Below are 22723 nucleotides of genomic sequence, written 5' to 3'. Positions count from 1 at the left end.
AAGGAAACACCATTCTTCTTTAACCTTGCAGAATGGTGTTTCATAACTGGAAGTACGACTAATGCCAACTGTTATTCTTCTATTCCCATTTCCTTGAAAATTTCCTGGACAGTCTTAAAACTATCCAATGAAGCCGGTACTCCGCAGTAAATTGCAGTCTGTAAAAATATCTCCTGAATTTCTTCTTTTGTTACTCCATTATTAATTGCACCGCGTAAGTGAAGCTTTAATTCATGCGGGCGATTCAATGCAGTCAGCATAGCTAAATTGATCATGCTTCTCGTCTTTTTAGGCAATCCTTCTCTAGTCCAAATTTCTCCCCAGCAATATTCCGTCACTAACTCCTGAAGAGGCTTTGTAAAACTGGTAGCATTTTTAATTGAGTTATCAACATATTCAGCCCCTAAAACATCACGCCTCACTTGCAATCCTTCATCAAATTTTACACTCATTTTATATCCTCCTTTGATTTATGGTTTGGATCTGGTTAAATTTGCCTGTTGATTTCCGCTCCAGGGACTCAGCGACCGCGGGCGGTCCGAAGCTCCTCGGTGCATTCGCACCTGCGGGGTCTCCCGCTGACTCGCTTCTCCCGCAGGACTTTGAATAAGCATCCTCGAATAAACACCGCACGAAGAAAATGCGAATGCATTTTCGAGGATCTCGTGCCCTCCGCTCCAATCAACAGGGTGCTAAAAATCAACACTAAGCGTTAACTCAGCCTATGTTTTAAAAAAAATGTACCTAAAGCGATTGTCACTACCTGCCCCTCTTCATCTATAATTTTGCACTCTGAAACAACTGTACTTTTTCCTAGATGAATAATTACAGGTTTTGCGTACAACTTCTTCCCTTTGCCTGGTCTGATATAATTCATTTTCAATTCTAAGGTGTAGACTTGAGAATCTTTTGGTATCTTGGTCATTATATGAAAACCAATAGCTACATCTGCCAATGTATAGAGAGCTCCTCCTTGGGCAACATCGTATGTATTTGCATTTTGCATACCCAATTTCATGCTCATTTCGCCATTTTCTTCAAAACCGATCCCTAAAAGTCTCCCTGTGTAATGCAGTTCCTCTTTTGATCCCTTAAGTGCCTTTATCACATGGAAAACCTGTTCTAATTCCTCGCTTGAAAGATTCTCAATTTCTTTTAAAATATCACTGGCAGCTGTCATGGTTTTAATTTCGCAGTCCTCCTCCCTTAAGTATTGATTAATAAACCATCTAACCTTAGGATACTGGATCCAATTAAAAACGTCTATACTTTTCTGAATCTTTTTAATAATCTATATAAAGTTTTATATAATAAAACAAAATATGCTTTTTTACTATTAAAATATTAATAATTATGATATAATGAAAATAATTATAGGCAAAAACTATAAATGGAACAAGGGTGACTTTAGATGGATATAAAACAATTAGAGGTTTTTAATACGATCTATAAACACAAAAACTTTTCAAATGCAGCGAAGGAGCTTTTTATTTCACAGCCCACTGTAAGCGCTCACATTAAAAGCTTAGAGGAAGATCTAGGGCTGCAGCTGTTTAACAGAAAAAATAAAGCGATGGGCAATTTAACGGATGCCGGAAAAATTCTCTATCAGTATTCCACCCAAATCCTTTCTCTTGTTAAGGAGGCTGAAGCTTCATTGGCCAATTATAAACAAGGCCATTCCGGTTCCTTGTCTTTGGTCACTTCGCATTCGTTTTGTTATTGGGTTTTGCCAAAAATATTAGAGAAATTTAGTCACCTATATCCGTCCGTTGACATTATCCTGCATACAGAATTCACACCCAAAATGATTGAAATGGTTTATAACCGTGAGGTACACTTTGCGATTGCAAGAACGAGTACACCTGACTTCAGCGACGACCTTCTTCGCAGTGAACTGATTGGACAGGATCCTTCTGTTTTTGTTGTTTCACCACATCATCGACTCGCCGATGCAACGGATGTATCAATAGAAGATATTCTACAAGAACTATTTATTGTTTACGGGAAAAAGTCAAGCTTCTGGCCGCAAATTGAAAGTATGTTTACCAATATGGGCTATACTCTTAAAACAGGAATGGAACTGAATGATATCAATGCCGTCAAGAAAATGATTGAAATCAACATGGGGATTTCCATTTTACCGCAAATTTCGGTCCAAAATGAGCTTGAGAACGGAACGATTAAAATGGTTAAAGTTGAAGGCTTTCCCCAAATCATGCGATATTCAAATTTAATATACCAAAAAGATTTAATCATGACAGGAGCTATTGAAAATTTCGTTAAATTCATTCATGATACCAAGCCTTATTCCTTGGAAGGACCCATTTAAAAACAGGCTGTCTCAAAAGTTTTTTGCACCCTGTTGATTGGAGCGGAAGGGGCTAATCCCGCGAAAATGCATTCGCATTTTCTTCGTGCGGTGTTTATTCGAGGATGCTTATTCAAAGTCCTGCGGGAGAAGCGAGTCAGCGGGAGACCCCGCAGGTGCGAATGCACCGAGGAGCTTCGGACCGCCCTCGGTCGCTGAGTCCCTGGAGCGGAAATCAACAGGCCAAATTTTACAGAGCTATTGTCTTACCAAAAGAGGGTGTCCAAAAGCTATACTTTTGGGACACCCTCTTTTTTAAATGTTTTTAGCTTTAATTCCCGGGATTTTTGTAATAAATCCCCATAAATCTTGTGACTGTTGAAGAACCCTTTCGCCAAGTTGCCTGGCCAGCATACTCTCGGAACCAAATTCATCGCGCCATGACCACAATCGCCTCGTACTTTGGTGCAAAGGATGTTCGTCTGTAAAACCCATAGCGCCATGTACCTGATGGGCAATCCGGGAGCCAGCCTCTGCTGCATCACCAAGCTGGATTTTTGCCATGGCAGCTTCCTCCGCACTAATCGTTGAATCAATATTTGAGATGATAAAATCGGCAACAGCCAAAGAAGCTGTTGTTTCACCAGCTAAAACAGCAAGATTCTGCTGAACAGCCTGGAATTTGCCAATGGGCCTGCCGAATTGTGTTCTTTCTTTTGTATAAGTAACCGACAACTCCAAAGTTCTTTCCAAGGCACCTGCCATTAGCATTACCCTTGTCAGTGCTGCCAAATTTATAAATTCACTTATCATTCCATTATCTATGGCCTTGACCTCATGATCATTCAGACGGACTTGGTTGAGAAGGACTTCATCACGAGGATCACCTGCTAAGTTCTCATGGTGGCGGGCTTCACAATTTTCTAATGATACATTCGCAATCATTCTTTTATTCTCAAAAGTTTTACCTAAGACTGTAATGGTTCTGGCATTTCTGGCCCATGGGACATATTTCGCTTTTCCGGATAGTACCCAGCCCGAGTCGGCCTTGTCAAATTCAATTTCATTTTCAAAAGAAAACGTACTAATTTGATCACTTATGGGCAGGCCGCTTTTTTCCAGTGCGATCTTAGAGAGGATATTTTCAGCCAGTGGCACAGGGGCAGCGTAATATCCGGCGGTCTTGACCAGGGTCATAAAGTCGCCTAAATCACCTCCGGATCCGCCTCTCTCTTCACTAATTCCAACTGATGTTAATCCCAGTTCTTCAAGTGTCTTCCACAGCATTGCCGGGAATTCACCTTTCTCTGCAGCTATAATTAACTCCTTTGTACAAAGATCTTTTAATACCTTGCTTACCGTATCCTCCAGCATAGACCTTATTTCACTCATCGTACTCCCAACCCCCTTGCAATGATCCCGCGCAGTATTTCTGTCGTTCCTCCCCGCAGAGTAAAGCCTGGGGCATGAAGAATAGCCTGAGCCAATAATGCATCAAACCTGGATTCTGCTGTTACGGAAGGATTGCTTGGAATCAGCAGCCTTGCTACTTTAATAATTTCATTTTCATATTCTGTCCCCAGGTCCTTTACAAGGGCTGCTGCGATTTCCGGTGATTTTCCCTGTTCAAGCAAACCGGCTACACCCAAAGACATTTTGCGGAGTGTCCATAACCTGGCAACAAGACGTCCAACGGCAATTTTGGCATAATCGCTGTCAGAATCCGAAAGCCTTCTTACTAACTCTTCCAGCAGCGGGTATGTACTCATAAACCGCTCAGGGCCGCTCCTCTCATACGCAAGCTCTGCCAGGCTTTGCTTCCAGCCTTCCCCCTCTTCCCCGATTATCATATCCTCCGAAACCTCAACGTCTTCCATTATGACTTCATTAAAATGATGTTCCCCCGTCATTAAGTGGATCGGGCGGATCGTTATCCCTGGTGCAGATAGATCCAGCAGGATCTGGCTTAGTCCCTCATGTTTTTTATCACCTAAAGGGGCAGTACGGACTAATGTAATCATATAATGAGCATGGTGGGCTCCACTGGTCCATATTTTGCTTCCATTAACAATCCATTTATTTCCGGACTTTTTGGCCCTGGTGGAAACGGAAGCAAGGTCTGACCCGGAATTAGGTTCGCTTAAGCCAATTGCAAAATAGATTTCACCTTTTGCAAGCAATGGCAGAAACCGCTGTTTTTGCTCTTCGGTTCCGTAGCGCAGCAATAAAGGACCTGTTTGCCGGTCCCCAAACCAATGTGCTGCAACTGGCGCTCCTGCTGCAAGAAGCTCTTCGGTTACCACAAATCGTTCTAAAGCAGATCGTTCATGGCCTCCATATTTTTTAGGCCAGGTCATTCCAAGCCAGCCTTGCTGACCGATTTTACGGCTGAATTCTGCTGAGTAACCTCCCAGCCACGTGTCACACTTTGGTTCAAAGCTCCCCTGTATACTTGCCTTATTTAAAAACTCTCTTATTTCCTTTCGCAAATATTCAGCTTCTTCCGGTAATTCAATATTGGGCAGAGTTAATTCCTTCAAAATCATTCCTCCTATATACCAAGAGTCAAAAGATATTAACCAGAAATATGCTTACCTTCCTTTAAACACAGGCCTCCTTTTTTCCTTAAATGCAGCAAGTGCTTCATTGCGGTCTTCTGTTTTCAGCACTCGTCCATATGCTTCAGCTTCATATAAAAGTCCCTCTTCCAATGTCACTGATCGGCCAAAATTGATTGCCGCCTTTGATTCCCGTATTGATAAAGGTGCATTCTGATTAATTTCCTCTGCTAATTCCAGGGCCCTTTCCATTACTGGCTGATCTCCAACAGTCTCATTGATCAAGCCGATGCTTAAAGCCCTTTCGGCACTTATCTTTTTGCCGGTTAGGATTAGCTCCTTTGCATATAAGTCACCAACTGCTCTTAGAAGCCTTTGCGTCCCGCCAACGCCAGGAATTATTCCAATCTTGACCTCGGGCAGGCTAAATAAACTATGTGAGGCTGCTATTCTTATATCACAGGCTAGGGACATTTCAAGCCCCCCGCCTATGCATAATCCATTCACAGCTGCAATGACAGGTTGGGGAAGGCCTTCAATTTCCAAATAAGTTTGCCTGGCTTTTTCCAGGTAATCCTGCACTTCCTGTGAATCCATGTTAATCCTCTCTTTTAAATCCGCACCAGCTGTAAAGGCTTTGGATCCGGCACCTGTAATAATAACTGTTTTATAAAAATCGGATTCCTTTATCTTGATCAGCGAATCATACAGCTGCAGGAACGTTTCAGAATCAAGTGCGTTATACCCATTCTCCCTATATAGCTGCAAGATTGCCGTCTCGCCATTTTCCTGAAAAATAACACTCAATTTTATTTCACTTCCTTGATTCCTTGTTTATGATTCAATATGCAAATGGTTAGATTGCTTTTACCATACCGCCATCTACCAAGAGAGAAGTTCCGGTAACAAATGAGCTTGCATCAGATGCGAGGAAAGCAACGACCTTTGCAAATTCTTCCGGATTCCCATAACGCCCTAAAGGAATCGACTTTTTAGAGGCTTCCTCTATTTCATCTCGGGTTTTCCCCTGATTATCTGCTTTCATTTGATCTAGGAACGCGACCCGGTCAGTCGCAATTCTTCCTGGAGCGACTGTGTTTACGAGGATGTTATATGGTGCCAGTTCTTCTGCGAGGCTTTTGGCCAGCCCAACCACTCCCAATCGGAAGGTATTGGATAGAATAAGGCCAGGAATTGGCGTTTTAATAGAAGAAGAAGCGATGTTAATAATACGTCCGCCCTCTTTCTTTAAATCTGGAAGGGCAGCCCGAATCAGCCTGACATAGCTTAATAGATTTAATTCAAATGCATTTTGCCAATCTTCATCAATAAATTTTTCGAAAGTTCCCCCTGGAGGGCCGCCTGCATTATTTACAAGAATATCAATCTTCCCTAATTCTTGATTTGTTTTTTGCAGCAGTGCCTGGATTTCATCCGGTTTTGTAATATCGCACGAAAAATAAGAGATTTTGCCTTCACCCAAGCTATTAAGCTCTTCTTTCACTTGCTGCAGTTTATCTTCATTCCGGCTTGTTAGCATCACATGGGTTCCCTCTTTGGCCAGTTCGGATGCGATTGCCTTTCCTAACCCCTGGCTTGATGCCACTACTAATGCTACTTTTCCTGCTAGATTCAGCTCCATACTATACCGACCATCCTTTTAATTTTTATTTGTAGTAGACTCTGTTAATCTTACCTGTTGATTTTCGCTTCAGGCACTCAAGCTTTCCGCGGGCGGTCCGACGCACCTCGGCGCATATTGCGCCTGCAGGGTCTCCCTTTGACACGCTCCTCCCGCAGGACTTTGAATAAGCATCCTCGAATAAACACCGCACGAAGAAAATGCGAATGCATTTTCGCGGGATTAGCGCCTTCCGCTCCATTCAACAGGGTGCTAAGATCAACAATGAGCATTTACACACCCTTGAATTACCTGCCAGATCTTTATGGCAGCCGGGTCACACAGAATTGCTCATCATGGCCGAGAACTTCCGATTTTACATATTTTCCTGAGGCCACTTCTAAAATTTCCTGATAAATTTCATTTCCCATTTGTTCGAATGTTTTTTCTCCAGTTAATACCTGGCCTGCATTGATATCGATGTTTTCTCTCATTTTTGAATAGGTCTTCGGGTTTCCGGTGATTTTTATTACAGGGATACCCGGAAATCCTGTTGGCGTTCCTCTTCCTGTTGGGAAAAGGATTATTTGGGCGCCAGCGGCCACTTCCCCTGTCGATACCTCCCCGTCATGGCCAGGAGAATCAAGTAAAAACAGACCTTTTTTATCAGGCTGGTGTCCATATTGAATAACACCTGAAAAAGGAGCATTTCCTGACTTCTTCATGCTTCCGAGAGACTTTTCGACTACGCTTGACAAGCCCCCTGCATAATTCCCTGTGGAAATTAAATGTGTTCTCTCTTTATTGCTTGAGTTTTGTGTCTGCCTTCTCAGCTTTTCTTCTGTCCTAAAAATCGTTTCCCTTATTTCATTTGCTACTTCTTTATTAACAGCTCTTCTCGCCAATATTTCTTCCGTGCCAATTAACTCGGTAATTTCACTTAAGATAGAGGAACCCCCTTGGGACACAAGCTTATCAGAAGCTATTCCTAAAGCAGGGTTGGCGATTAAACCGGATGTCATATCCGAACCTCCGCAATTTAATCCAATCATTAATTCACTTACGGGTACTTCTTCGCGAACCTGCCTTGAAGCAATCTGCTGCATTTCCCTAGCAATCTTGCTTCCTTTTTGAATGGCTGCCAGGGAATCTCCTTCCGTCTGAATGACGACAGTCTCCAGCATTTTATTTGCAGGTGCAATTCCATCCGCCAATTCATATGGAGAGAATCTTTCACAGCCCAAACCGACTACGACTACTCCTGCAAAGTTCGGATTTTTTCCAATGGAGATTAAAGTTTTGGCTGTGACCTCCAAATCTTCCCCAACCTGGCTGCAGCCTACCGGATGCCGAAAATAGACGCTCCCCGGGACTTGGTTGGCTATTCTTTCGGCCACTTTAGCTGAACAAAAAACAGATGGAATGATGGCTATTTGATTCCGAATACCTACGGAACCATTTTTTCTTCGGAATCCCATAAATGTATCTGCCATTATTTCAGCCCCCTTTCACAGTACATATTATGATTATGGATGTAAGCTCCTCTTTGGACTGGGACTATCATTTTTCCAATTTCTTCACCGTATTTTAAAACGCTTTCATCTTTTTCAATATTAGAGATTGCTACTTTATGGCCGAAAGGGATGTCCTCCAGCAGCACGACCTTTTCTTCTCTGTCATTAAATCGCAGAATACACTCTTCACCTTTTTTCAGATCAGTAAGGGCAACAGCCACATTATCTGAGCGATCTATCACAAGAGCAGCTTTCTGAAGATTTATAGTGTTTTCCATTATTAACCCTCCTAGTTAGCTATACTGATGGACAGTCAATTTCCTTTGAATATCTCCGTTCTCGTCAAATGCCATCTGATGTGATCCTTTTATGGTAAACTTGCGGTTTGATTTTTTTAGCTCCTCAATTACTGGGCAGGTCGCGAATAATCGATTCAAATGAAGCGTATTTGGGATTTGGACAATTTTAATCATTTCTTTGGCGACCTGTGGGCCAAGACTGTAGATGGCTGTTTCTACTGTTTCCTGTTCTGAGTCGAATATCATCGGAAGCATGGCACGCCTTAAATATGTTGCCGTAAGAGCATTCGTATATGTAGATTTGCGGTCCATTTTGTCCACCAATCTCTGTGTCGTAAAATCAGCCAGTCCAATTCCTTGGGCATTGCCAAAAGACTTTTCTGCCAGATCCAGAACAGCCAGTTTGCTGACAGCTGGAAATTCCGGTTCCTGTACACCGTCAATACGCCATCTTCCTATGATATTGGGGTCCATGCCAGTACCGCTAAAGCATTTACCCATTTCCTCCACTAGAAGTAAATCAATTTCATCAACTGGCAGGCTCGGCATCATAGCTTTGGAATAATTGAGAAGCTCCGCTTCCCTGGAATGCCAGTTTTCCACTGTTACACCTGCTATATCAGCCGTTTCATCATAACCATTTTCTATAATGGCCAGTCCCATCAGAATAGGACTGTTTTTTAGCGCAAAAGAAGATACCTCTTCAATATTTTCAGCCATTTTTAAAGCGCCGTCGCTGTGGACAAAAGAAGCTCCTTTTATTTTGCCGAGTCCAATGGTGACCATTTTACTCAAGCCGCTCTCCACTCTGCCTCTAAAAGCTGTATGGGCTTTAACGCGGTTAATAACCAGGATTCCATCAGCTTGATAGGCGTTTTTGTCCATGTAAACCGGCTGTCCTTTAGGCGTGTGGCCTAAAAGCTGTACCTCCATGGAAGAACGGATTTCTGCGCCAACCGTTTCCTCTGTGATGCCGAGATGTCTAAGAACCTCTATCTGGCCTTCCGCTGTTGCACGTCCATGGCTGCCCATTGCCGGAACCAGAAAAGGCTTGAAGCCTCTGTCCTTTAGAAAAGCTGCTGTTTCTTTCAGGATCTGAACAATATTGGAGATCCCTCTGCTTCCCGCTGTAATCGCTATCTCAGCATTCCTCGGCAAACTTTCTGTCGAGAGATATTTACTTAACTCGCTGTGTATTTTCCCTTTAATATCAGTAAGTCGATCATCTGGAAATTGCTGTTCAATTTCATAAAGCTCGAACAACTCCTCACTCCCTTTCATTTTTTAAAAATCATAGTAAAAAAGTCAATTATATACCAATAGTATAAAATATTTCTGAAAATTAAGTCAATAAATTATTGATTAACTTTATTAATTTATTATATTTTATAGAAAATATTAATAAAATGAAATATAATTATATTCATAATCTTCAATAAAAATAGGTTATTTTGGCTGTCACTCTATTGATTTGAGCGGAAGGAGCGAAATCACCGTAAATCCTTTCGCATTTCCTTCGCGAGGTGTTTATACGATGATGCTTATTCAAAGTCCAGCGGGAGGAGCGTGTCAAAGGGAGATACCGGAGGCGCGTATGCGCCGTGGAGCTTCGGACCGGGCGCGCAACGCTTGAGCGCCTAAAGCGGAAATCAACAGACAAGATTAACGGAGCGAATTTTTTATAGAAAAGGAGAATCGACCATGACAGAGGATAATAAAACAAAAAAATTGACCTCATATGGAGATAAGGGGTTTAGCCAGTTTATTAGACAAGCCTTTAACAGGCATCTTGGCTATGCCCCTGAGGATTTTACCAAACCTGTTATCGGCATTTGCAATACTAAGAGTGAAATTAACCGCTGCCACTCCCATATTGAACCTTTAATTACAGCCATTAAAAATGGTGTCCTTATGGCTGGCGGAATCCCATTGGAGTTCCCTACTATATCTCTGGGAGAAATTAACACAAGTCCAACAACCATGCTTTATAGGAATCTTGCAGCCATGGATACAGAGGAAATGATCCGTGCCCAGCCTATCGATGGAGTTGTATTAATAGGCGGATGCGATAAGGTAACACCCTCTCAGCTGATGGGTGCGGCCAGTGCCAACATTCCTTCCATCCTTATTACAGGGGGGCCAATGAATAATGGAGAGTATGAAGGCCGGACTTTGGGAGCCTGTTCTGACTGCAGGTTTTTTTGGCAGGAATACCGCGGTGAAAAAGTCAATGACCAGGAAATTAATGAAATAAATAAGGCGTTGGCTCCCACTGCCGGACATTGTATGGTTATGGGCAGTGCCAGTACGATGGCGGTATGTGCAGAAGCAATGGGAATGATGCTTCCCGGCGGCGCTGCCATCCCGGCAACACACAATCGCAGGCTTGAACATGCTGTTCAGACAGGAAAGCAGATTGTTGAATTAGTAGAAAAGAATATTACCCCGTCACAAATCATTACAAGGAAATCACTTGAAAATGCCATACGAATGTTAATGGCTGTAGGAGGATCAACAAATGCCGTCATACATCTGACAGCCATTGCAGGTCGTTTGAATATCGAACTGCCGCTGGATCTATTTGATGAACTAAGCAGAACCACACCATTTATCGCCAATTTGCGCCCTGCTGGCAAGTTTCAGATGGAGGACTTCTTTAAAGCAGGCGGTGCTCCTGTGGTACTGAAGGAGCTTGAATCTTTGCTGTATACAGAGGAATTGACGGTCACAGGAAAAAGCCTTCGTGAAAACTTAAAGGATGTCAGATGCTCTGATACATACAGAGAAATTATTACACGTTTTGAAAAACCATTGCATCAGGAAGGAGGCATAGCCGTATTAAAAGGCAATCTTGCACCGAATGGAGCTGTCATAAAACCGAAGGCCGCATCTAAGGAGTTATTAAAACACAAAGGACGGGCTGTTGTTTTTACTTCATTAAAAGATCTTGAGGAAAGAATCGATGATCCGGAGCTTGATATCTCACCGGACGATATAATGGTGCTGCAAAATGCAGGACCGATTGGCGGTCCAGGCATGCCAGAAGCAGGGATGCTGCCGATTCCCCAAAAGCTTTTGAAACAGGGAGTACGTGATATGATTCGAATTTCCGATGCCAGGATGAGCGGCACTGCCTTTGGTACGGTCATACTTCATGCTGCACCAGAAGCTGCTGCAGGGGGTCCTATCGGCCTTGTTAAAACAGGTGATATAATTGAACTTAATGTAGAGGAACGGGTCCTTCAGCTCCATGTTACAGATAAAGAGCTGAAAAAGCGGCGTATGGAATGGAAACCGCCTTCATATTTTGAAAGAGGCTATACCTCTCTGTACCAAAAGCACGTTCTTCAAGCTGATAAGGGATGTGATTTTGACTTTTTGGTTTCTAATCCCGATAAACGCTAATTGACAGAAATGGGCTGTTCCCGCCATGGAGAACAGCCCATTTTTTCAATTTGCTTTTAAGTCCTTCACAGGATTTTTTAACGGTTCAAAACCATCAATCTGGCATTCTACCACATCTCCATCTCGAATGACGACCGCTCCTGGAGTTCCAGTGGAAATAATGTCCCCCGGAAGAAGTGTCATAACTTTGGAATGGAAAGATACTAAGTGCCAAGGATTAAAGGTCATATTGGAAACAACATTTTTCCGGTGCAATTTTCCATTGATAACTGTAGAGACATTTAAATCTAGTACATTTTCTACTTCATCCGGTGTCACTAACTGCGGACCAAAGCTAAAGAAAGTATCAAAGCTTTTTGAACGGGTTAGATAGCGGGGATTCAGCTGCAGAATATCTTCTGCAGTCATATCTATGATCGTAGTAAAACCCGCAATCACATTCGGTGCATCTTCAACGGAAACGTCCTTGCATTCTTTTCCGATTATAACACCCAGTTCGGACTCTGCTGTTGTACGGTTTGATTGGTTCGGTATTTTTATTGTATCTTCCGGGCCAATAATGGATGTAGTTGGCTTCATAAAGCTTGCTGGTTCTGTATTTGGAGCAGATTCACTTAAATCTGCTGCATGTTCTACATAATTTAACCCTATGCCCCAAATTTTTTGGGGGAATCGGTATAAAGGTCCATATTCAATATTGCTTGGAGGAATTACCTCATGAAAATCTTCAATCATACTTTTTCCGCCATTAATATACCAATCTGTTAAATGCCTGAGCTGTCCGGAGTCAATAATTTCTAAAACCTTTGTTGCCCAATTTGCATTCAGGTTTTTATTGATGGACTCTACCAGTACCGCCCCTTGTCCGGTTATGATCGCAGCCTTCTCTTCCCCAAATCTTTTTACCGTTGCTAATCGCATATTTTCATCTCCCTATCAAAAATGTATGGTTTCCTGTATATGACTTAGTAATGACATTGTCAGTTTTCAGCCATTTCTACTTCAATCCCTTTTTTCTTTAAGGTTTCATCGACCCATGACCGGTCCCACAGTCCCTGGCCAATGGATCGCATAGTCTCTTCTTCCTTAGCTGCCAATTCAAGTGCTTTTTCTAAAACAACTCTGGCTTCATCTCTTGGGATGACAACAACACCATCATCGTCCCCGACAATAATATCACCTGGGGAAACGGGAACATTTCCGCAGCTAATGACTGTATTTATCTCGCCTGGCCCTTCTTTATAAGGCCCCCTGGGTGTTGTTCCCTTTGCAAAAACAGGCAGCCCCAGTTTGGCTATCCCTAATCTGTCCCTTACAGCCCCATCTATTACAAATCCGCCAATCCCTTTCGTTTTTGCATAAAAGGACATGATTTCACCAATCATGGCATGTTCTGTATCACCGCTTGCATCTATAACGATAATATCCCCCGGCCGTGCAATGTCCATCGCTTTATGTACAAGTAAATTGTCTGAAGGGTGGGTCCGAACCGTTAAAGCACTGCCAGCCATGTGAACACCAGGCTCGTTGATAGGCTTAATCGCATAGTTCATTACCCTCATTCTGCCCATCACATCTCCAAGAACGGAAGTGGCGATAATTCTGCATTCATCGATGATGCTCTGGTCAATCCGCACAAAATCATTTATAACACGATAGCCTGTGCTTCCCATTTTCATACCTCCAGGATTTTATTTATAAATTCTTCTAAATTACCTGGCTGTTAAAAGAGATTTATTGATGAGGGACAGCGGTGTTTCTCCAGATAAACCCCTTACCAGATTTTCAGCAGCAAGGTAAGCCATTTTAGCTCTTGTTTCTGAGGTAGCCGAACCCATATGCGGCAGTGTAACTGTATTTTTCATCTCAAGAAGTGCATGATCACGGTTTATTGGTTCTTCTTTATAAACATCAAGCCCAGCACCTGCTATTTGCCTGTTCTTCAAAGCTTCGACTAAAGCTTCTTCATTTACAGTCTCCCCCCGGGAACCATTAATAAAAATGGCGGTCTTTTTCATTAATTGAAATTCACGATAACTGATCAAATCTTTCGTTTCCTCAGTAAGAGGAGTCATTAAACAAATAAAATCTGACTTGGACAGCAGCTCATCAAGTTCGGTCTTCTTTGCGCCATAAAGTTCTTCGGCATTTTCGTTCCTGCTTCTGTTATGGTATAAAATCTCCATATCGAACCCAAAGTTAGCCCGTTTGGCGATGGCCGAACCAATTCTCCCCATTCCAATAATGCCGAGAACTTTATGATGAACATCCAATCCAAATAGATCTTCCTCTATAAGTCTTTCCCACTTCCCATCTTTCACAAATCTGTCCATTTCGCAAATCCTTCTAGCAGCAGACAGCAACAATCCAAATATGGTATCTGCGGTAGTGTCAGTTAAAACATCTGGTGTATTTGTTGCCATTATTCCCCTGCTTGTGAGTTCATCCATATCAAAATTGTTATAGCCGACTGAAACATTGCAGACAATTTTTAATTGAGGGGCTTTATCAAGCAATTCTTTATTGATGCTCATGCCGCTTCCGAGCAGCCCGCGTGCATCATGTAAGTCCTTTAAAAATTCCGGATTTAACCAGCTATCCAGATTTTCATAATAGCTTACCTGGCAATATTCCTTTATATAAGACAGCACTTCATCAGGAACTTTTTTATAAATCACAACTTTTGGTTTCATATCTGCTCCTTAAATCCATTTTAGAGTTTTCAGGACTAAGCAATACATTATGGCTTTGACTGTTTTTCCCATATTCGACATCTTCCCCGCCCTTTCCTGCTGAATCACTCTCCTATGATCTGAAATTGCATTTTTTAATTGCTGGTAAACAGGTTCAGTTTTTCATCGGATAATCCATCATCATGCAGGAGCCAGCATGGCTATTCCTTTTCAGATAAATCTGCTAATCAGCTTATCTTTCATGTTTTCATTCAGTTCAAACTGCCCCTGTCTTAACATATCTGTTCCCGACCCTTTTGGCTGTGATTCCGTTAATGTTTTTCTTTCATTCTTGTAAAGGACTCCAGTAAACATGCTGGAGGTTTCTTCCACAATATTAAAGGCCATGCCCCGATTGGATGGTTCGTATCCTTCCCTTTCGTCCAAGTTCACCAGGTTCTTTTTAAAAAATTCATAGGTTAATATTTTGTTAAAAGTCACACAGGGGCTAAAAACATTGATAAAAGAAAAGCCTTTATGCTTCATGCCTTGCTCAATAAGCGATACTAGCTGTTTTAAATCTCCGGAAAAGGCTTGAGCAATAAAGCTGGAACCTGATGCGAGAGCCATTTGCAAAGGGTTGATAGGCTGTTCCGGATTTCCGCCTGGGCTTGACTTTGTTTCCATGCCCTGTGGGCTTGTAGGCGACATTTGCCCTTTGGTTAACCCGTATATCTGATTATCCATTACAATATAGGTGATATCTACATTTCTCCGTCCAGCATGAGCAAAGTGGTTTAGGCCAATACCAAAGCCATCACCGTCTCCTCCTGCACAAATCACATGCAAATCAGGATTAGCGAGCTTTACACCCTGGGCTACAGCCAACGCTCTGCCATGCATGGTATGCATACTATACACGTTAACATAGCCTGAAATTCTCCCCGAACAGCCAATGCCTGAAATCAGAGCCATATCCTCTGGTTCGATATTCAGGTTCACAGCACTTTTTTGAATGGCGGCTAGCACGGAAAAATCGCCGCAGCCAGGGCACCAATTAGGCTTAATATCCATGCGGTAATCTTTTAAAGTCGACATTATACCAGCTCCTTGCAAAATTTCCTGATATCTGATGGTGCAAAAGGCCTGCCGTCAAATTTTGAAAGCTTTTGGATTTTGGAATGGTCAGGTATGTGCTGTTTTATTACATCAGCCAGCTGGCCGGTATAATTGTTTTCAATTACAATTACCTGTCTTGCCTTGTTAATCATGCCTTCCAACTGATCTGCAGGGAAAGGGTGCAATAAACGGATATGAGCAAGTCCTGCTTTTATCCCATCTTTGTTGAATGCCTCACAAGCTTCTCTGATCGCCCCATAGGTCGAGCCAAAACCGATTAGTAGAAGATCTTCACCTTCACCCTCTGCCTTTATATCTTCTCCAAGAGTAACGGTTTCGATCTTTTTCATCCTTTTGATCATCATTTTTTTCCGGTTTTCATAATCTTCTGTTGGATGTCCGGTCTGGCCATGCTCTATTCCTGTTGCATGATGTGTTCCGAATTTTTGGCCCGGTATGGTTCTTGGTGAAATATGATCATCCGTAAAGGCAAACCTGTCATATAGAGCCTTGCCTTGTTCGGCTAATTCTTCATCGGAAACTCTTTTACCCCGTTCCATTTCAATCCTGAGAGGATCCAGTATCTCTGCACTTTGTTTAGACGTAGACAAAACAAGATCTGCAGCAATGAAGACCGGGCATTGATACTTTTCTGCAAGGTTAAAAGCTGTATTCATATCATAAATAGCTTCCTGCACAGTACTTGGCGATATAATAATTCTTGGTATTTCGCCATGGGTTCCTCCCAGCATGGCTGTTAAATCACTTTGCTCCATTTTAGTAGCAAGTCCGCTGCTGGGTCCCCCGCGCTGGGTATCAATAATAACTAAAGGAATTTCAATGGCTCCAGATAACCCGATCGCCTCCTGCATTAAAGAAATCCCCGGGCCGGAGGTTGCTGTCATCGACCGGGTTCCAGCAAAGCTGGCGCCGATTGACATTGCTACAGAGCTTAATTCATCTTCGGCCTGAACAACAACTCCTCCAAATTCGGGCATCATGTTTATCATATTTTCCAATATTTCTGAAGCAGGCGTAATCGGATAGCCAGCCATGAAGCGGCACCCTGAAGCAAGGGCTCCAATAACCATTGCCTCGTTTCCAGATAAAAACATTTTGTTAGAGTTTATGGCCGGAACTAACGGGATGGAGAACAAGTTTTTTTCTTTAATAAAAGCGTAACCTTTCTCAAAAGCTTCAACATTTAATTGTGATATTTTCATTCCCTTTTTTAAGAACTGTTCCTGAATGACCTTATGGAAACTGCTGGCTGAATGGTTATTCAATGCACAGATCATTCCCAGGGCAACCATGTTTTTCATAATTGGAGATCCCAGCTCAGACGCCAATTCCTGAAAGGGAGCCTCAATCATTATGACTCCTTTCGGAGCGATTGGCAGGTTATCAGATTTAACGCTTTTAGAGTCATAAAGAATAATACTATTTTTATCCATTTGGTTTATATATAGATCTATTGAAGCCCTGTCAAAAGCGACAAGGATGTTGACTTTTTCGGCATTTACATAGATTTCTTTTCCTGAACTGATCCTTAAGTTAAAATCTGAGTGTCCCCCTTTAATCCTTGAAGAAAAATTACGAAATCCATATAGGGAAAAACCCATCTGGCTTAAAACCTTTGTGAGAATCTCACCTACACTTTCAATTCCTTCCCCTTGCTCACCGCCAATTACAATTGTAAGTTCCTCCACGTTTTTCCTCCTAACGGATAATGGATATTGTATCCCTTTTTAGGTTTTAGAATCTAGTCGACAGCGCCTTTTCCGCCATCTACATTAACGGACGTTCCCGAGACATATGACGCCGCATCTGAAGCAAGAAAGGCAATGACTTTGGCTGCTTCCGATGTTTCACCTATCCTCCCCAGCGGAATATCGTGCTTTGGATCACTGGAGAATTCTTCCCAAGTTAAGTGGCCTGCAGTCTTTTTCCACTTTTTTTCTTCGATTTGGCTGCTTCGGATTAAACCAATACATACGGTATTAACCCGAATTGAGTATTTACCTAAATCCCTGCTCATCGCTTTAGTCAAGGCGATCCCTGCTGCTCGTGTAGCGGATGTAGGCAGGGATGAAGCCGGAGGTGACTTTCCGATTACTGCGGTAATATTAACAATGGATCCGCCGCCGCCTGTTTTCATGTGCTTAACCGCTTCCCTTGAGCAATTTATTGCTCCAAATAGCTTTAAATTTATATCTTCTTCCCACATTTCCGCAGTAACATCCTCAAAGCCATGTGCGGAAGATGTCCCTGCATTATTTATTAATATATGGAGGGACCCATAATGAGCCATGGTTTCTTCTATTAATCTAATACAATCATCTGCTTTGGAGACGTCTGCCTGAATCCCCAAAACCTTTTCGCCTGTGTCGGCATAAATGGATTGAACTGCTTTATCTAATGCTTCTTTTCCCCGGCCGCAAATGGCTAACTTTGCTCCTTCTTTCAATAGCTGGCATGCCGTTTCATAACCTATCCCCTTGCTACCGCCAGTAACAATGGCGACCTTTCCCTTTAATCCTAAATCCATCGGGTGACTTCCTTTCATGTTTTTTCATAACTAGCACTTTAAATAAAAAAGTTAGATAATCCCTTCTTCTCTCAAGCTATCAATTTCCGCCTTGTCAAATCCCAGCTCTTTCTCCAGGAACTCATCTGTATGCTCTCCTAATAAAGGGGGATGGTTTTTTGTTTGAATTTGCAGGCCAGAAAATCTTATGGGGCTCTTTACAAGTTTTATTGTTCCAAGGGTTGGATGTGAAACCTCTTCTACTGTTTCCCTGGCTTTTACCTGAGGGTGTTCAAAAACCTGTTCGATATTATTTACAGGTCCGGATGGCACACCGGCATTTGATAGCAATTGGAACCATTCATCAGCAGACTTTCCTGAAAAGACTTCCTGTATTTGGCTAGTCAGCTCCTGGCGGTTTTCAATCCTTTTATTATTGTTTTTGTATTTTTCATCATCTGCCCACTCGGCATGCCCAAGCACATCGCAAAGCTTTTTATATAGCCTGTCATTTCCAGCACATACCATCAATGGTCTGTCTTTGCACTGGAACACCTGATAAGGAACGATATAACTATGGCTATTCCCGATTCTCTTTGAGATGGATCCTGTATTTAAGTAGCTGCTCGAGATGTTTGCAAGGGAGCTTAGCTGAACATCCAACAGAGAGATATCAATGTGCTGCCCTTCTCCTATGTGGTCTCTCAACCTAAGGGCTGAAATAATACTGATGGCAACATATTGAGAAGTCATAATGTCAACAACAGGAACACCTACTCTTGTTGGCTCCCCATCCGGAAAACCGGTAACATCCATAAATCCGCCAATCGCTTGAATAACCGGATCAAATCCGGGCTCATGGCTATAAGGACCCGTTTGCCCGTAGCCTGTTACAGAGCATAAAATGATGGCAGGATTTACTTTTTTAAGCTCTTCATATCCAAGACCCATTTTTGCCAATGTCCCAGTTTTAAAATTTTCAAGAACAACGTCAGCGTCTTTTACCATTTTTAATAATAAATCTTTGCCTGTTTTATTTTTCAGGTTGAGTGTAATGGATCTTTTGTTTCGGTTGGCACACATATAATAAGTGCTTTCTCCCTCGACAAATGGCACCCAGTCTCTCATGCTGTCTGTTCCGTTAGGAGATTCAATACGAATCACATCCGCTCCCAGATCCCCTAATATCATTGATCCGCCTGGACCTGCATAAACGCGTGACAAGTCCAGGACTTTAATATCCTCTAATGGCTGTTTCATGTGTTTTCCTCCTATGTATTTTTTAGGTTAGGTCTGTTAATCTTGTCTGTTGATTTTCCGCTCCAGGCGCTCCCTTTCCGCGGGTGATCCGCCAGAGTTTTCTGCCAAATTGCCTCCAATTGTACAAACAGATGAAGAACTGGGGTCTGGAGGATACATTAAGCCGTGTTTTTCCGCCTCTTTATGAATGTCAGCTGTTATTACCCCGGGGGAAACAATGGGAATTAAATTATTAGGATAAATTTCCAGATTGTGCTCATTCTGGATAAATCTAAGACAATCCCTCCCTTAACAGGCAATGGGCCCCCTGATAAGCTAGTGGATTGTCTTCTGGGATATATAGGGATTTTTATATTTATTTGCAAGGATAGCGATCCTCGAGATTTCTTGTGTCTCCAGAGGCTGGAGGACTGCTTCAGGTTTAAAGCAGCCAAATGAGGCGTCAGACGCATAGCTTAAAATATCCATTTCATCCGTCAAAACCCTTTTTTTGTCAGGAATGACCCCGTATAGCTCTTCAAGAATAAATAGATCTATTTTGCTATAAGTCATATCGATCCCTCTCCCTTGTTTGCTTCGAAACTCTGCCTTTTATAAGGACAGCCTATTTGTAACCTGCCTAAATTGGTAAACTATCTCCCACCGCTTACGGTAATGATTTCACCCATCATATAATCAGCTGAATCTGAAGCCAAAAACGCGACCACTTTGGCTATATCTTCAGAAGTTCCTGCACGGCCAATTGGGATTGTAGGGAGAATACGGTCAATTCTCTCCTGAGTTGAATACTTATCCTGAAAAGGTGTGAGGATAAAGCCAGGTGCAATTCCATTCACTAAGATTCCGTGGGCGGCAAATTCCTTAGATAGGCCAACAGTGAGAGTGTTGACTGCTCCTTTTGCTGATGCATAGTGAATGCTTTCACCAGGTCCCCCAATCCTTGCTGCTACTGATGAAATATTGATAATTCTTCCTGACTTTCGGGGAACCATATGCTTTAAGACTGTCTGTGATACCAAAAATACACTTTTCACGTTGACATCGTATGTCTTTTCCCAAAGCTCTTCATCAATATCTAAAAACGAACTGCGTTTTATAGCGGCTCCGGCATTATTAACTAATATATCTATCTGGCCAAAGGCATTTAAAGTTTCTTCTACCAGTTTCTGAACCTCTTCCTTAATGGTTACATCAGCTTTAACGATAAGACACTCACTGCCGGCCTGCTCTACCAATTGCTTTGTCTTTTCAGCGCCTTCAGCATTTGAATTATAAGCGGCCACAATGGCGTACCCTTTCTCGGCCAGTATTTTTGCTGAGGCCTGCCCGATTCCGGAACTGCCTCCTGTAATTAAAACGACTTGTTTTTGATCAGTGTTCATAGCTACCCGCCCTTTTGACTATTCAGAATTCTATGGCTGCAATTTGATTGCAGCCATAGTGTATTTTGCATCAACCGGAAATGTTGCTAGTTGTTTCGCTTACATCATTTGTCTTTTGGTCATTAATCGTAACGGAGGCAATTTTTTGCCAGATGATAATAGCTGCTAAGATCGACAGCCCAATAATGTCAGTCAATAACGTAGGCTTTATCATTAAGAATGCTGTAACAAACAGTGCCAGTCTTTGAATTAAATTTGTTCTTGTTAAAAACCAGCCTTGTAAGCCCCCCGCCAAACAAACAACCCCAATCGTTGAAGTTGCCATAGCAATTAGGCTTTCGGTAACAGTTTCGCCATTAAATAATAAGACTGGGTTGAAAAGGAAGAAAAACGGGATGATGAACCCGGTAATCCCTATTCTCATTGCTTCTATTCCAACTTTATTAGGAGGGGCCCCTGCAAGCCCTGCCGCAGCATATGAAGCCAGCGCAACAGGAGGTGTAATGTTTGAAAGTGCCGAGTAGAAGAATGCGAACATATGCGCCGCCAATGGAGGCACACCAAGTTTTACAAGCAAAGGTGCAGCAATCGTAGCAACAATAATATAAGCCGCTGTGGCAGGAATCCCCATCCCTAAAACGATACTAATTAACATGGTCAGGATTGCAGCAATGATTAAATTATCTCCAGCCAGGGCAAGAATGTTATTTCCTAATGTTAAGCCCAAACTTGTTAATGAAATCGTTCCCACTACGACCCCTACAATGGCACAGGCAATTCCTACTCCAATCGCTCCCTTGCTCCCTTCTATTAGAGAGTCAACAATCATTTTAAAGTTCATTCTTGTTGATTTCCTTAACCAGCTGGCCAATACAGTTGAAATTAGAGCAAATACTGCTGCATATAAAGGCGTAACTCCTGTACTAAGCAAGCCGATTAATATGATAAGCGGCAAAAGTAAGTGGCCCCTGTCTTTCATCACTATGACCATATTTGGGATATTTTCCTTTGAGATGCCAGTCAGGCCAATTCTTTTTGCTTCGAAATGGACTACCATAAATACAGTGACGTAATAAAGAAATGCAGGGATGATGGCGGCCAGCATGATCGTTCTGTAAGGAACTCCCAGGAATTCAGCCATGATAAACCCGGCTGCACCCATAATAGGTGGTGCAAATTGACCGCCAGTAGACGCGACAGCCTCAACCGCACCAGCAAACTTAGATTTATAGCCTGTTTTTTTCATTAAAGGTATGGTGACAGCACCAGTTGTAACAACATTGGCAACCGCACTGCCATTTACCATCCCCATGAATCCGCTTCCGATAACAGAAACTTTGGCAGGTCCGCCTGCAGTCCAGCCGGCAATGGATAAAGCAATGTCATTAATAAAATCAGTAAAACCGCTGTTCTTCAAGAAAGCCCCAAATAAAACAAACAAGAAGATATAAGTGGCAGAAACCCCTAACGCAATTCCAAATAACCCCTGGCTGCCCCAGAACATAATATCCGTAACCCGTTCAAAGCTGAACCCAACGTGTCCTAGTGCTCCTGGAATATAAGCACCAACGAAATTATAGATTAGAAAAATCGCACATATAATTGTGAGTGCATTCCCGATAACCCTTCGGCTTGCTTCAAATACAACCAGAATCCCAATTGCAGCCATGTAATAGTCCATCTCAACATGTATGCCAAATCTTTCTCTTGCAAAAGTATCATAGGTTAAAAGCAAATAGCCGATTGAAATCAATGTCAGCAAAATGCATATCATATCCCAAATTGTCGGCAATGTTCGGCTTGCTGCTGATTTTTTTGTCGCTGGATAAATTAGGAATGATAAGATTAAGAGAAAACCAAGATGCCATGCACGCATTTTAATAGCTTCCAATATTCCAAAACTGCTAGTGTATAGCTGAAAAAGAGCCCAGATTATCAATATCCCTGTCACAACTTTGGCAGTAAGGCCGAGGTAGTCTCTTGTCCTAAAATCGCTGTCATATTTTTTTAGGATTTCTTCTTCATTTTGAAATTGGTTTGCCAATTGACTCAACT

General features: G+C 42.3%; 22 protein-coding genes. 2 read left to right on the top strand and 20 right to left on the bottom strand.

What is annotated here, in order from left to right:
* Positions 1-71: 71 nt before the first annotated feature.
* Together pcaC and IQ19_RS13690 are read right to left on the bottom strand one after the other, a co-directional pair.
* On the bottom strand, positions 72-452 hold the full coding sequence (gene pcaC, locus IQ19_RS13700) for a 4-carboxymuconolactone decarboxylase (protein WP_144542959.1): 381 nt from the start codon (positions 450-452) through the stop codon (positions 72-74).
* Positions 453-712: 260 nt separating this feature from the next.
* A complete protein-coding gene (locus IQ19_RS13690) occupies positions 713-1180 on the bottom strand; it encodes a PaaI family thioesterase (protein WP_144542958.1) in 468 nt (155 codons plus the stop codon).
* Between the two features lie 231 nt (positions 1181-1411).
* Between IQ19_RS13690 and IQ19_RS13685 the strand changes: the two genes are divergently transcribed.
* On the top strand, positions 1412-2332 hold the full coding sequence (locus IQ19_RS13685) for a LysR family transcriptional regulator (protein ID WP_144542957.1): 921 nt from the start codon (positions 1412-1414) through the stop codon (positions 2330-2332).
* 294 nt (positions 2333-2626) lie between these two features.
* Here the strand turns inward: IQ19_RS13685 and IQ19_RS13680 are convergent, their stop codons facing one another.
* The 7 genes from IQ19_RS13680 to IQ19_RS13650 all read right to left on the bottom strand — a co-directional run bounded on the left by IQ19_RS13680 (position 2627) and on the right by IQ19_RS13650 (position 9566).
* A complete protein-coding gene (locus tag IQ19_RS13680) occupies positions 2627-3703 on the bottom strand; it encodes an acyl-CoA dehydrogenase family protein (protein WP_144542956.1) in 1077 nt (358 codons plus the stop codon).
* Positions 3700-4857, bottom strand: a complete 1158-nt coding sequence (locus tag IQ19_RS13675; RefSeq protein ID WP_144542955.1) for an acyl-CoA dehydrogenase family protein — start codon at positions 4855-4857, stop codon at positions 3700-3702. Before IQ19_RS13675 ends, IQ19_RS13680 begins: the two co-directional genes overlap by 4 nt.
* A 45-nt stretch (positions 4858-4902) precedes the next feature.
* Entirely contained in the window at positions 4903-5676 is a 774-nt protein-coding gene (locus tag IQ19_RS13670; RefSeq protein WP_158638789.1) for an enoyl-CoA hydratase-related protein, read from the bottom strand.
* Between the two features lie 49 nt (positions 5677-5725).
* Positions 5726-6511 carry an SDR family oxidoreductase gene (locus IQ19_RS13665; RefSeq protein WP_144542953.1) on the bottom strand — a complete coding sequence of 262 codons (786 nt, stop codon included), beginning with the start codon at positions 6509-6511 and terminating at the stop codon, positions 5726-5728.
* 302 nt (positions 6512-6813) lie between these two features.
* Positions 6814-7983, bottom strand: a complete 1170-nt coding sequence (locus IQ19_RS13660) for a UxaA family hydrolase (RefSeq protein WP_144542952.1) — start codon at positions 7981-7983, stop codon at positions 6814-6816.
* Positions 7983-8282, bottom strand: coding sequence for a UxaA family hydrolase (locus IQ19_RS13655; protein WP_144542951.1), 300 nt, complete (start codon positions 8280-8282; stop codon positions 7983-7985). Before IQ19_RS13655 ends, IQ19_RS13660 begins: the two co-directional genes overlap by 1 nt.
* 15 nt (positions 8283-8297) lie before the next feature.
* Positions 8298-9566 (bottom strand): nickel pincer cofactor-dependent isomerase, group 22, encoded by a 1269-nt coding sequence (locus IQ19_RS13650; RefSeq protein ID WP_242020999.1) that lies wholly within the window; start codon positions 9564-9566, stop codon positions 8298-8300.
* Positions 9567-10004: 438 nt separating this feature from the next.
* Here IQ19_RS13650 and IQ19_RS13645 point away from each other — a divergent pair, with 438 nt between their 5' ends.
* Entirely contained in the window at positions 10005-11708 is a 1704-nt protein-coding gene (locus IQ19_RS13645) for a dihydroxy-acid dehydratase (protein WP_144542949.1), read from the top strand.
* Between the two features lie 45 nt (positions 11709-11753).
* Here IQ19_RS13645 and IQ19_RS13640 read toward each other — a convergent pair whose 3' ends face one another.
* The 11 genes from IQ19_RS13640 to IQ19_RS13595 form a co-directional block, all read right to left on the bottom strand.
* Positions 11754-12629: a fumarylacetoacetate hydrolase family protein gene (locus IQ19_RS13640; protein WP_144542948.1), complete on the bottom strand. Its 876-nt coding sequence runs from the start codon at positions 12627-12629 to the stop codon at positions 11754-11756.
* 59 nt (positions 12630-12688) lie between these two features.
* The gene (locus IQ19_RS13635; RefSeq protein WP_144542947.1) at positions 12689-13381 is read right to left on the bottom strand and encodes an RraA family protein; all 693 of its coding nucleotides are present in this window, start codon (positions 13379-13381) and stop codon (positions 12689-12691) included.
* 39 nt (positions 13382-13420) lie between these two features.
* Positions 13421-14401 (bottom strand): 2-hydroxyacid dehydrogenase, encoded by a 981-nt coding sequence (locus IQ19_RS13630; RefSeq protein WP_144542946.1) that lies wholly within the window; start codon positions 14399-14401, stop codon positions 13421-13423.
* Positions 14402-14611: 210 nt separating this feature from the next.
* Positions 14612-15478, bottom strand: coding sequence for a 2-oxoacid:ferredoxin oxidoreductase subunit beta (locus IQ19_RS13625; RefSeq protein ID WP_144542945.1), 867 nt, complete (start codon positions 15476-15478; stop codon positions 14612-14614).
* Positions 15478-17208, bottom strand: a complete 1731-nt coding sequence (locus IQ19_RS13620; protein WP_144542944.1) for a 2-oxoacid:acceptor oxidoreductase subunit alpha — start codon at positions 17206-17208, stop codon at positions 15478-15480. The genes IQ19_RS13625 and IQ19_RS13620 overlap by 1 nt, the downstream gene beginning before the upstream one ends.
* A 53-nt stretch (positions 17209-17261) precedes the next feature.
* Complete coding sequence (locus tag IQ19_RS13615; protein WP_144542943.1) at positions 17262-18047, bottom strand: SDR family NAD(P)-dependent oxidoreductase; 786 nt, start codon at positions 18045-18047, stop codon at positions 17262-17264.
* A 51-nt stretch (positions 18048-18098) separates the two neighbouring features.
* Positions 18099-19286, bottom strand: a complete 1188-nt coding sequence (locus IQ19_RS13610) for a CaiB/BaiF CoA transferase family protein (protein WP_144542942.1) — start codon at positions 19284-19286, stop codon at positions 18099-18101.
* A gap of 36 nt (positions 19287-19322) precedes the next feature.
* Entirely contained in the window at positions 19323-19529 is a 207-nt protein-coding gene (locus IQ19_RS29135; protein WP_338422660.1) for an FAD-binding oxidoreductase, read from the bottom strand.
* Between the two features lie 72 nt (positions 19530-19601).
* The gene (locus IQ19_RS29130; RefSeq protein WP_338422657.1) at positions 19602-19838 is read right to left on the bottom strand and encodes a hypothetical protein; all 237 of its coding nucleotides are present in this window, start codon (positions 19836-19838) and stop codon (positions 19602-19604) included.
* Between the two features lie 80 nt (positions 19839-19918).
* The gene (locus IQ19_RS13600; protein ID WP_144542941.1) at positions 19919-20668 is read right to left on the bottom strand and encodes an SDR family NAD(P)-dependent oxidoreductase; all 750 of its coding nucleotides are present in this window, start codon (positions 20666-20668) and stop codon (positions 19919-19921) included.
* A gap of 70 nt (positions 20669-20738) precedes the next feature.
* On the bottom strand, positions 20739-22721 hold the full coding sequence (locus IQ19_RS13595; RefSeq protein ID WP_144542940.1) for a TRAP transporter permease: 1983 nt from the start codon (positions 22719-22721) through the stop codon (positions 20739-20741).
* Between the last annotated feature and the right edge of the window lie 2 nt (positions 22722-22723).

This window comes from Cytobacillus oceanisediminis (assembly GCF_007830235.1).
Taxonomy (GTDB): Bacteria; Bacillota; Bacilli; order Bacillales; family Cytobacillaceae; genus Cytobacillus; species Cytobacillus oceanisediminis.
This window is presented reverse-complemented; position numbering and strand designations above follow the sequence as displayed.

Coding starts and splice junctions, on each gene's coding strand:
- pcaC (WP_144542959.1), bottom strand. CDS start 452: ATGAGTGTAAAATTTGATGAAGGATTGCAAGTGAGGCGTGATGTTTTA.
- IQ19_RS13690 (WP_144542958.1), bottom strand. CDS start 1,180: ATGACAGCTGCCAGTGATATTTTAAAAGAAATTGAGAATCTTTCAAGC.
- IQ19_RS13685 (WP_144542957.1), top strand. CDS start 1,412: ATGGATATAAAACAATTAGAGGTTTTTAATACGATCTATAAACACAAA.
- IQ19_RS13680 (WP_144542956.1), bottom strand. CDS start 3,703: ATGAGTGAAATAAGGTCTATGCTGGAGGATACGGTAAGCAAGGTATTA.
- IQ19_RS13675 (WP_144542955.1), bottom strand. CDS start 4,857: ATGATTTTGAAGGAATTAACTCTGCCCAATATTGAATTACCGGAAGAA.
- IQ19_RS13665 (WP_144542953.1), bottom strand. CDS start 6,511: ATGGAGCTGAATCTAGCAGGAAAAGTAGCATTAGTAGTGGCATCAAGC.
- IQ19_RS13660 (WP_144542952.1), bottom strand. CDS start 7,983: ATGGCAGATACATTTATGGGATTCCGAAGAAAAAATGGTTCCGTAGGT.
- IQ19_RS13655 (WP_144542951.1), bottom strand. CDS start 8,282: ATGGAAAACACTATAAATCTTCAGAAAGCTGCTCTTGTGATAGATCGC.
- IQ19_RS13645 (WP_144542949.1), top strand. CDS start 10,005: ATGACAGAGGATAATAAAACAAAAAAATTGACCTCATATGGAGATAAG.
- IQ19_RS13640 (WP_144542948.1), bottom strand. CDS start 12,629: ATGCGATTAGCAACGGTAAAAAGATTTGGGGAAGAGAAGGCTGCGATC.
- IQ19_RS13635 (WP_144542947.1), bottom strand. CDS start 13,381: ATGGGAAGCACAGGCTATCGTGTTATAAATGATTTTGTGCGGATTGAC.
- IQ19_RS13630 (WP_144542946.1), bottom strand. CDS start 14,401: ATGAAACCAAAAGTTGTGATTTATAAAAAAGTTCCTGATGAAGTGCTG.
- IQ19_RS13625 (WP_144542945.1), bottom strand. CDS start 15,478: ATGTCGACTTTAAAAGATTACCGCATGGATATTAAGCCTAATTGGTGC.
- IQ19_RS13615 (WP_144542943.1), bottom strand. CDS start 18,047: ATGGATTTAGGATTAAAGGGAAAGGTCGCCATTGTTACTGGCGGTAGC.
- IQ19_RS13610 (WP_144542942.1), bottom strand. CDS start 19,286: ATGAAACAGCCATTAGAGGATATTAAAGTCCTGGACTTGTCACGCGTT.
- IQ19_RS29130 (WP_338422657.1), bottom strand. CDS start 19,838: ATGACTTATAGCAAAATAGATCTATTTATTCTTGAAGAGCTATACGGG.
- IQ19_RS13600 (WP_144542941.1), bottom strand. CDS start 20,668: ATGAACACTGATCAAAAACAAGTCGTTTTAATTACAGGAGGCAGTTCC.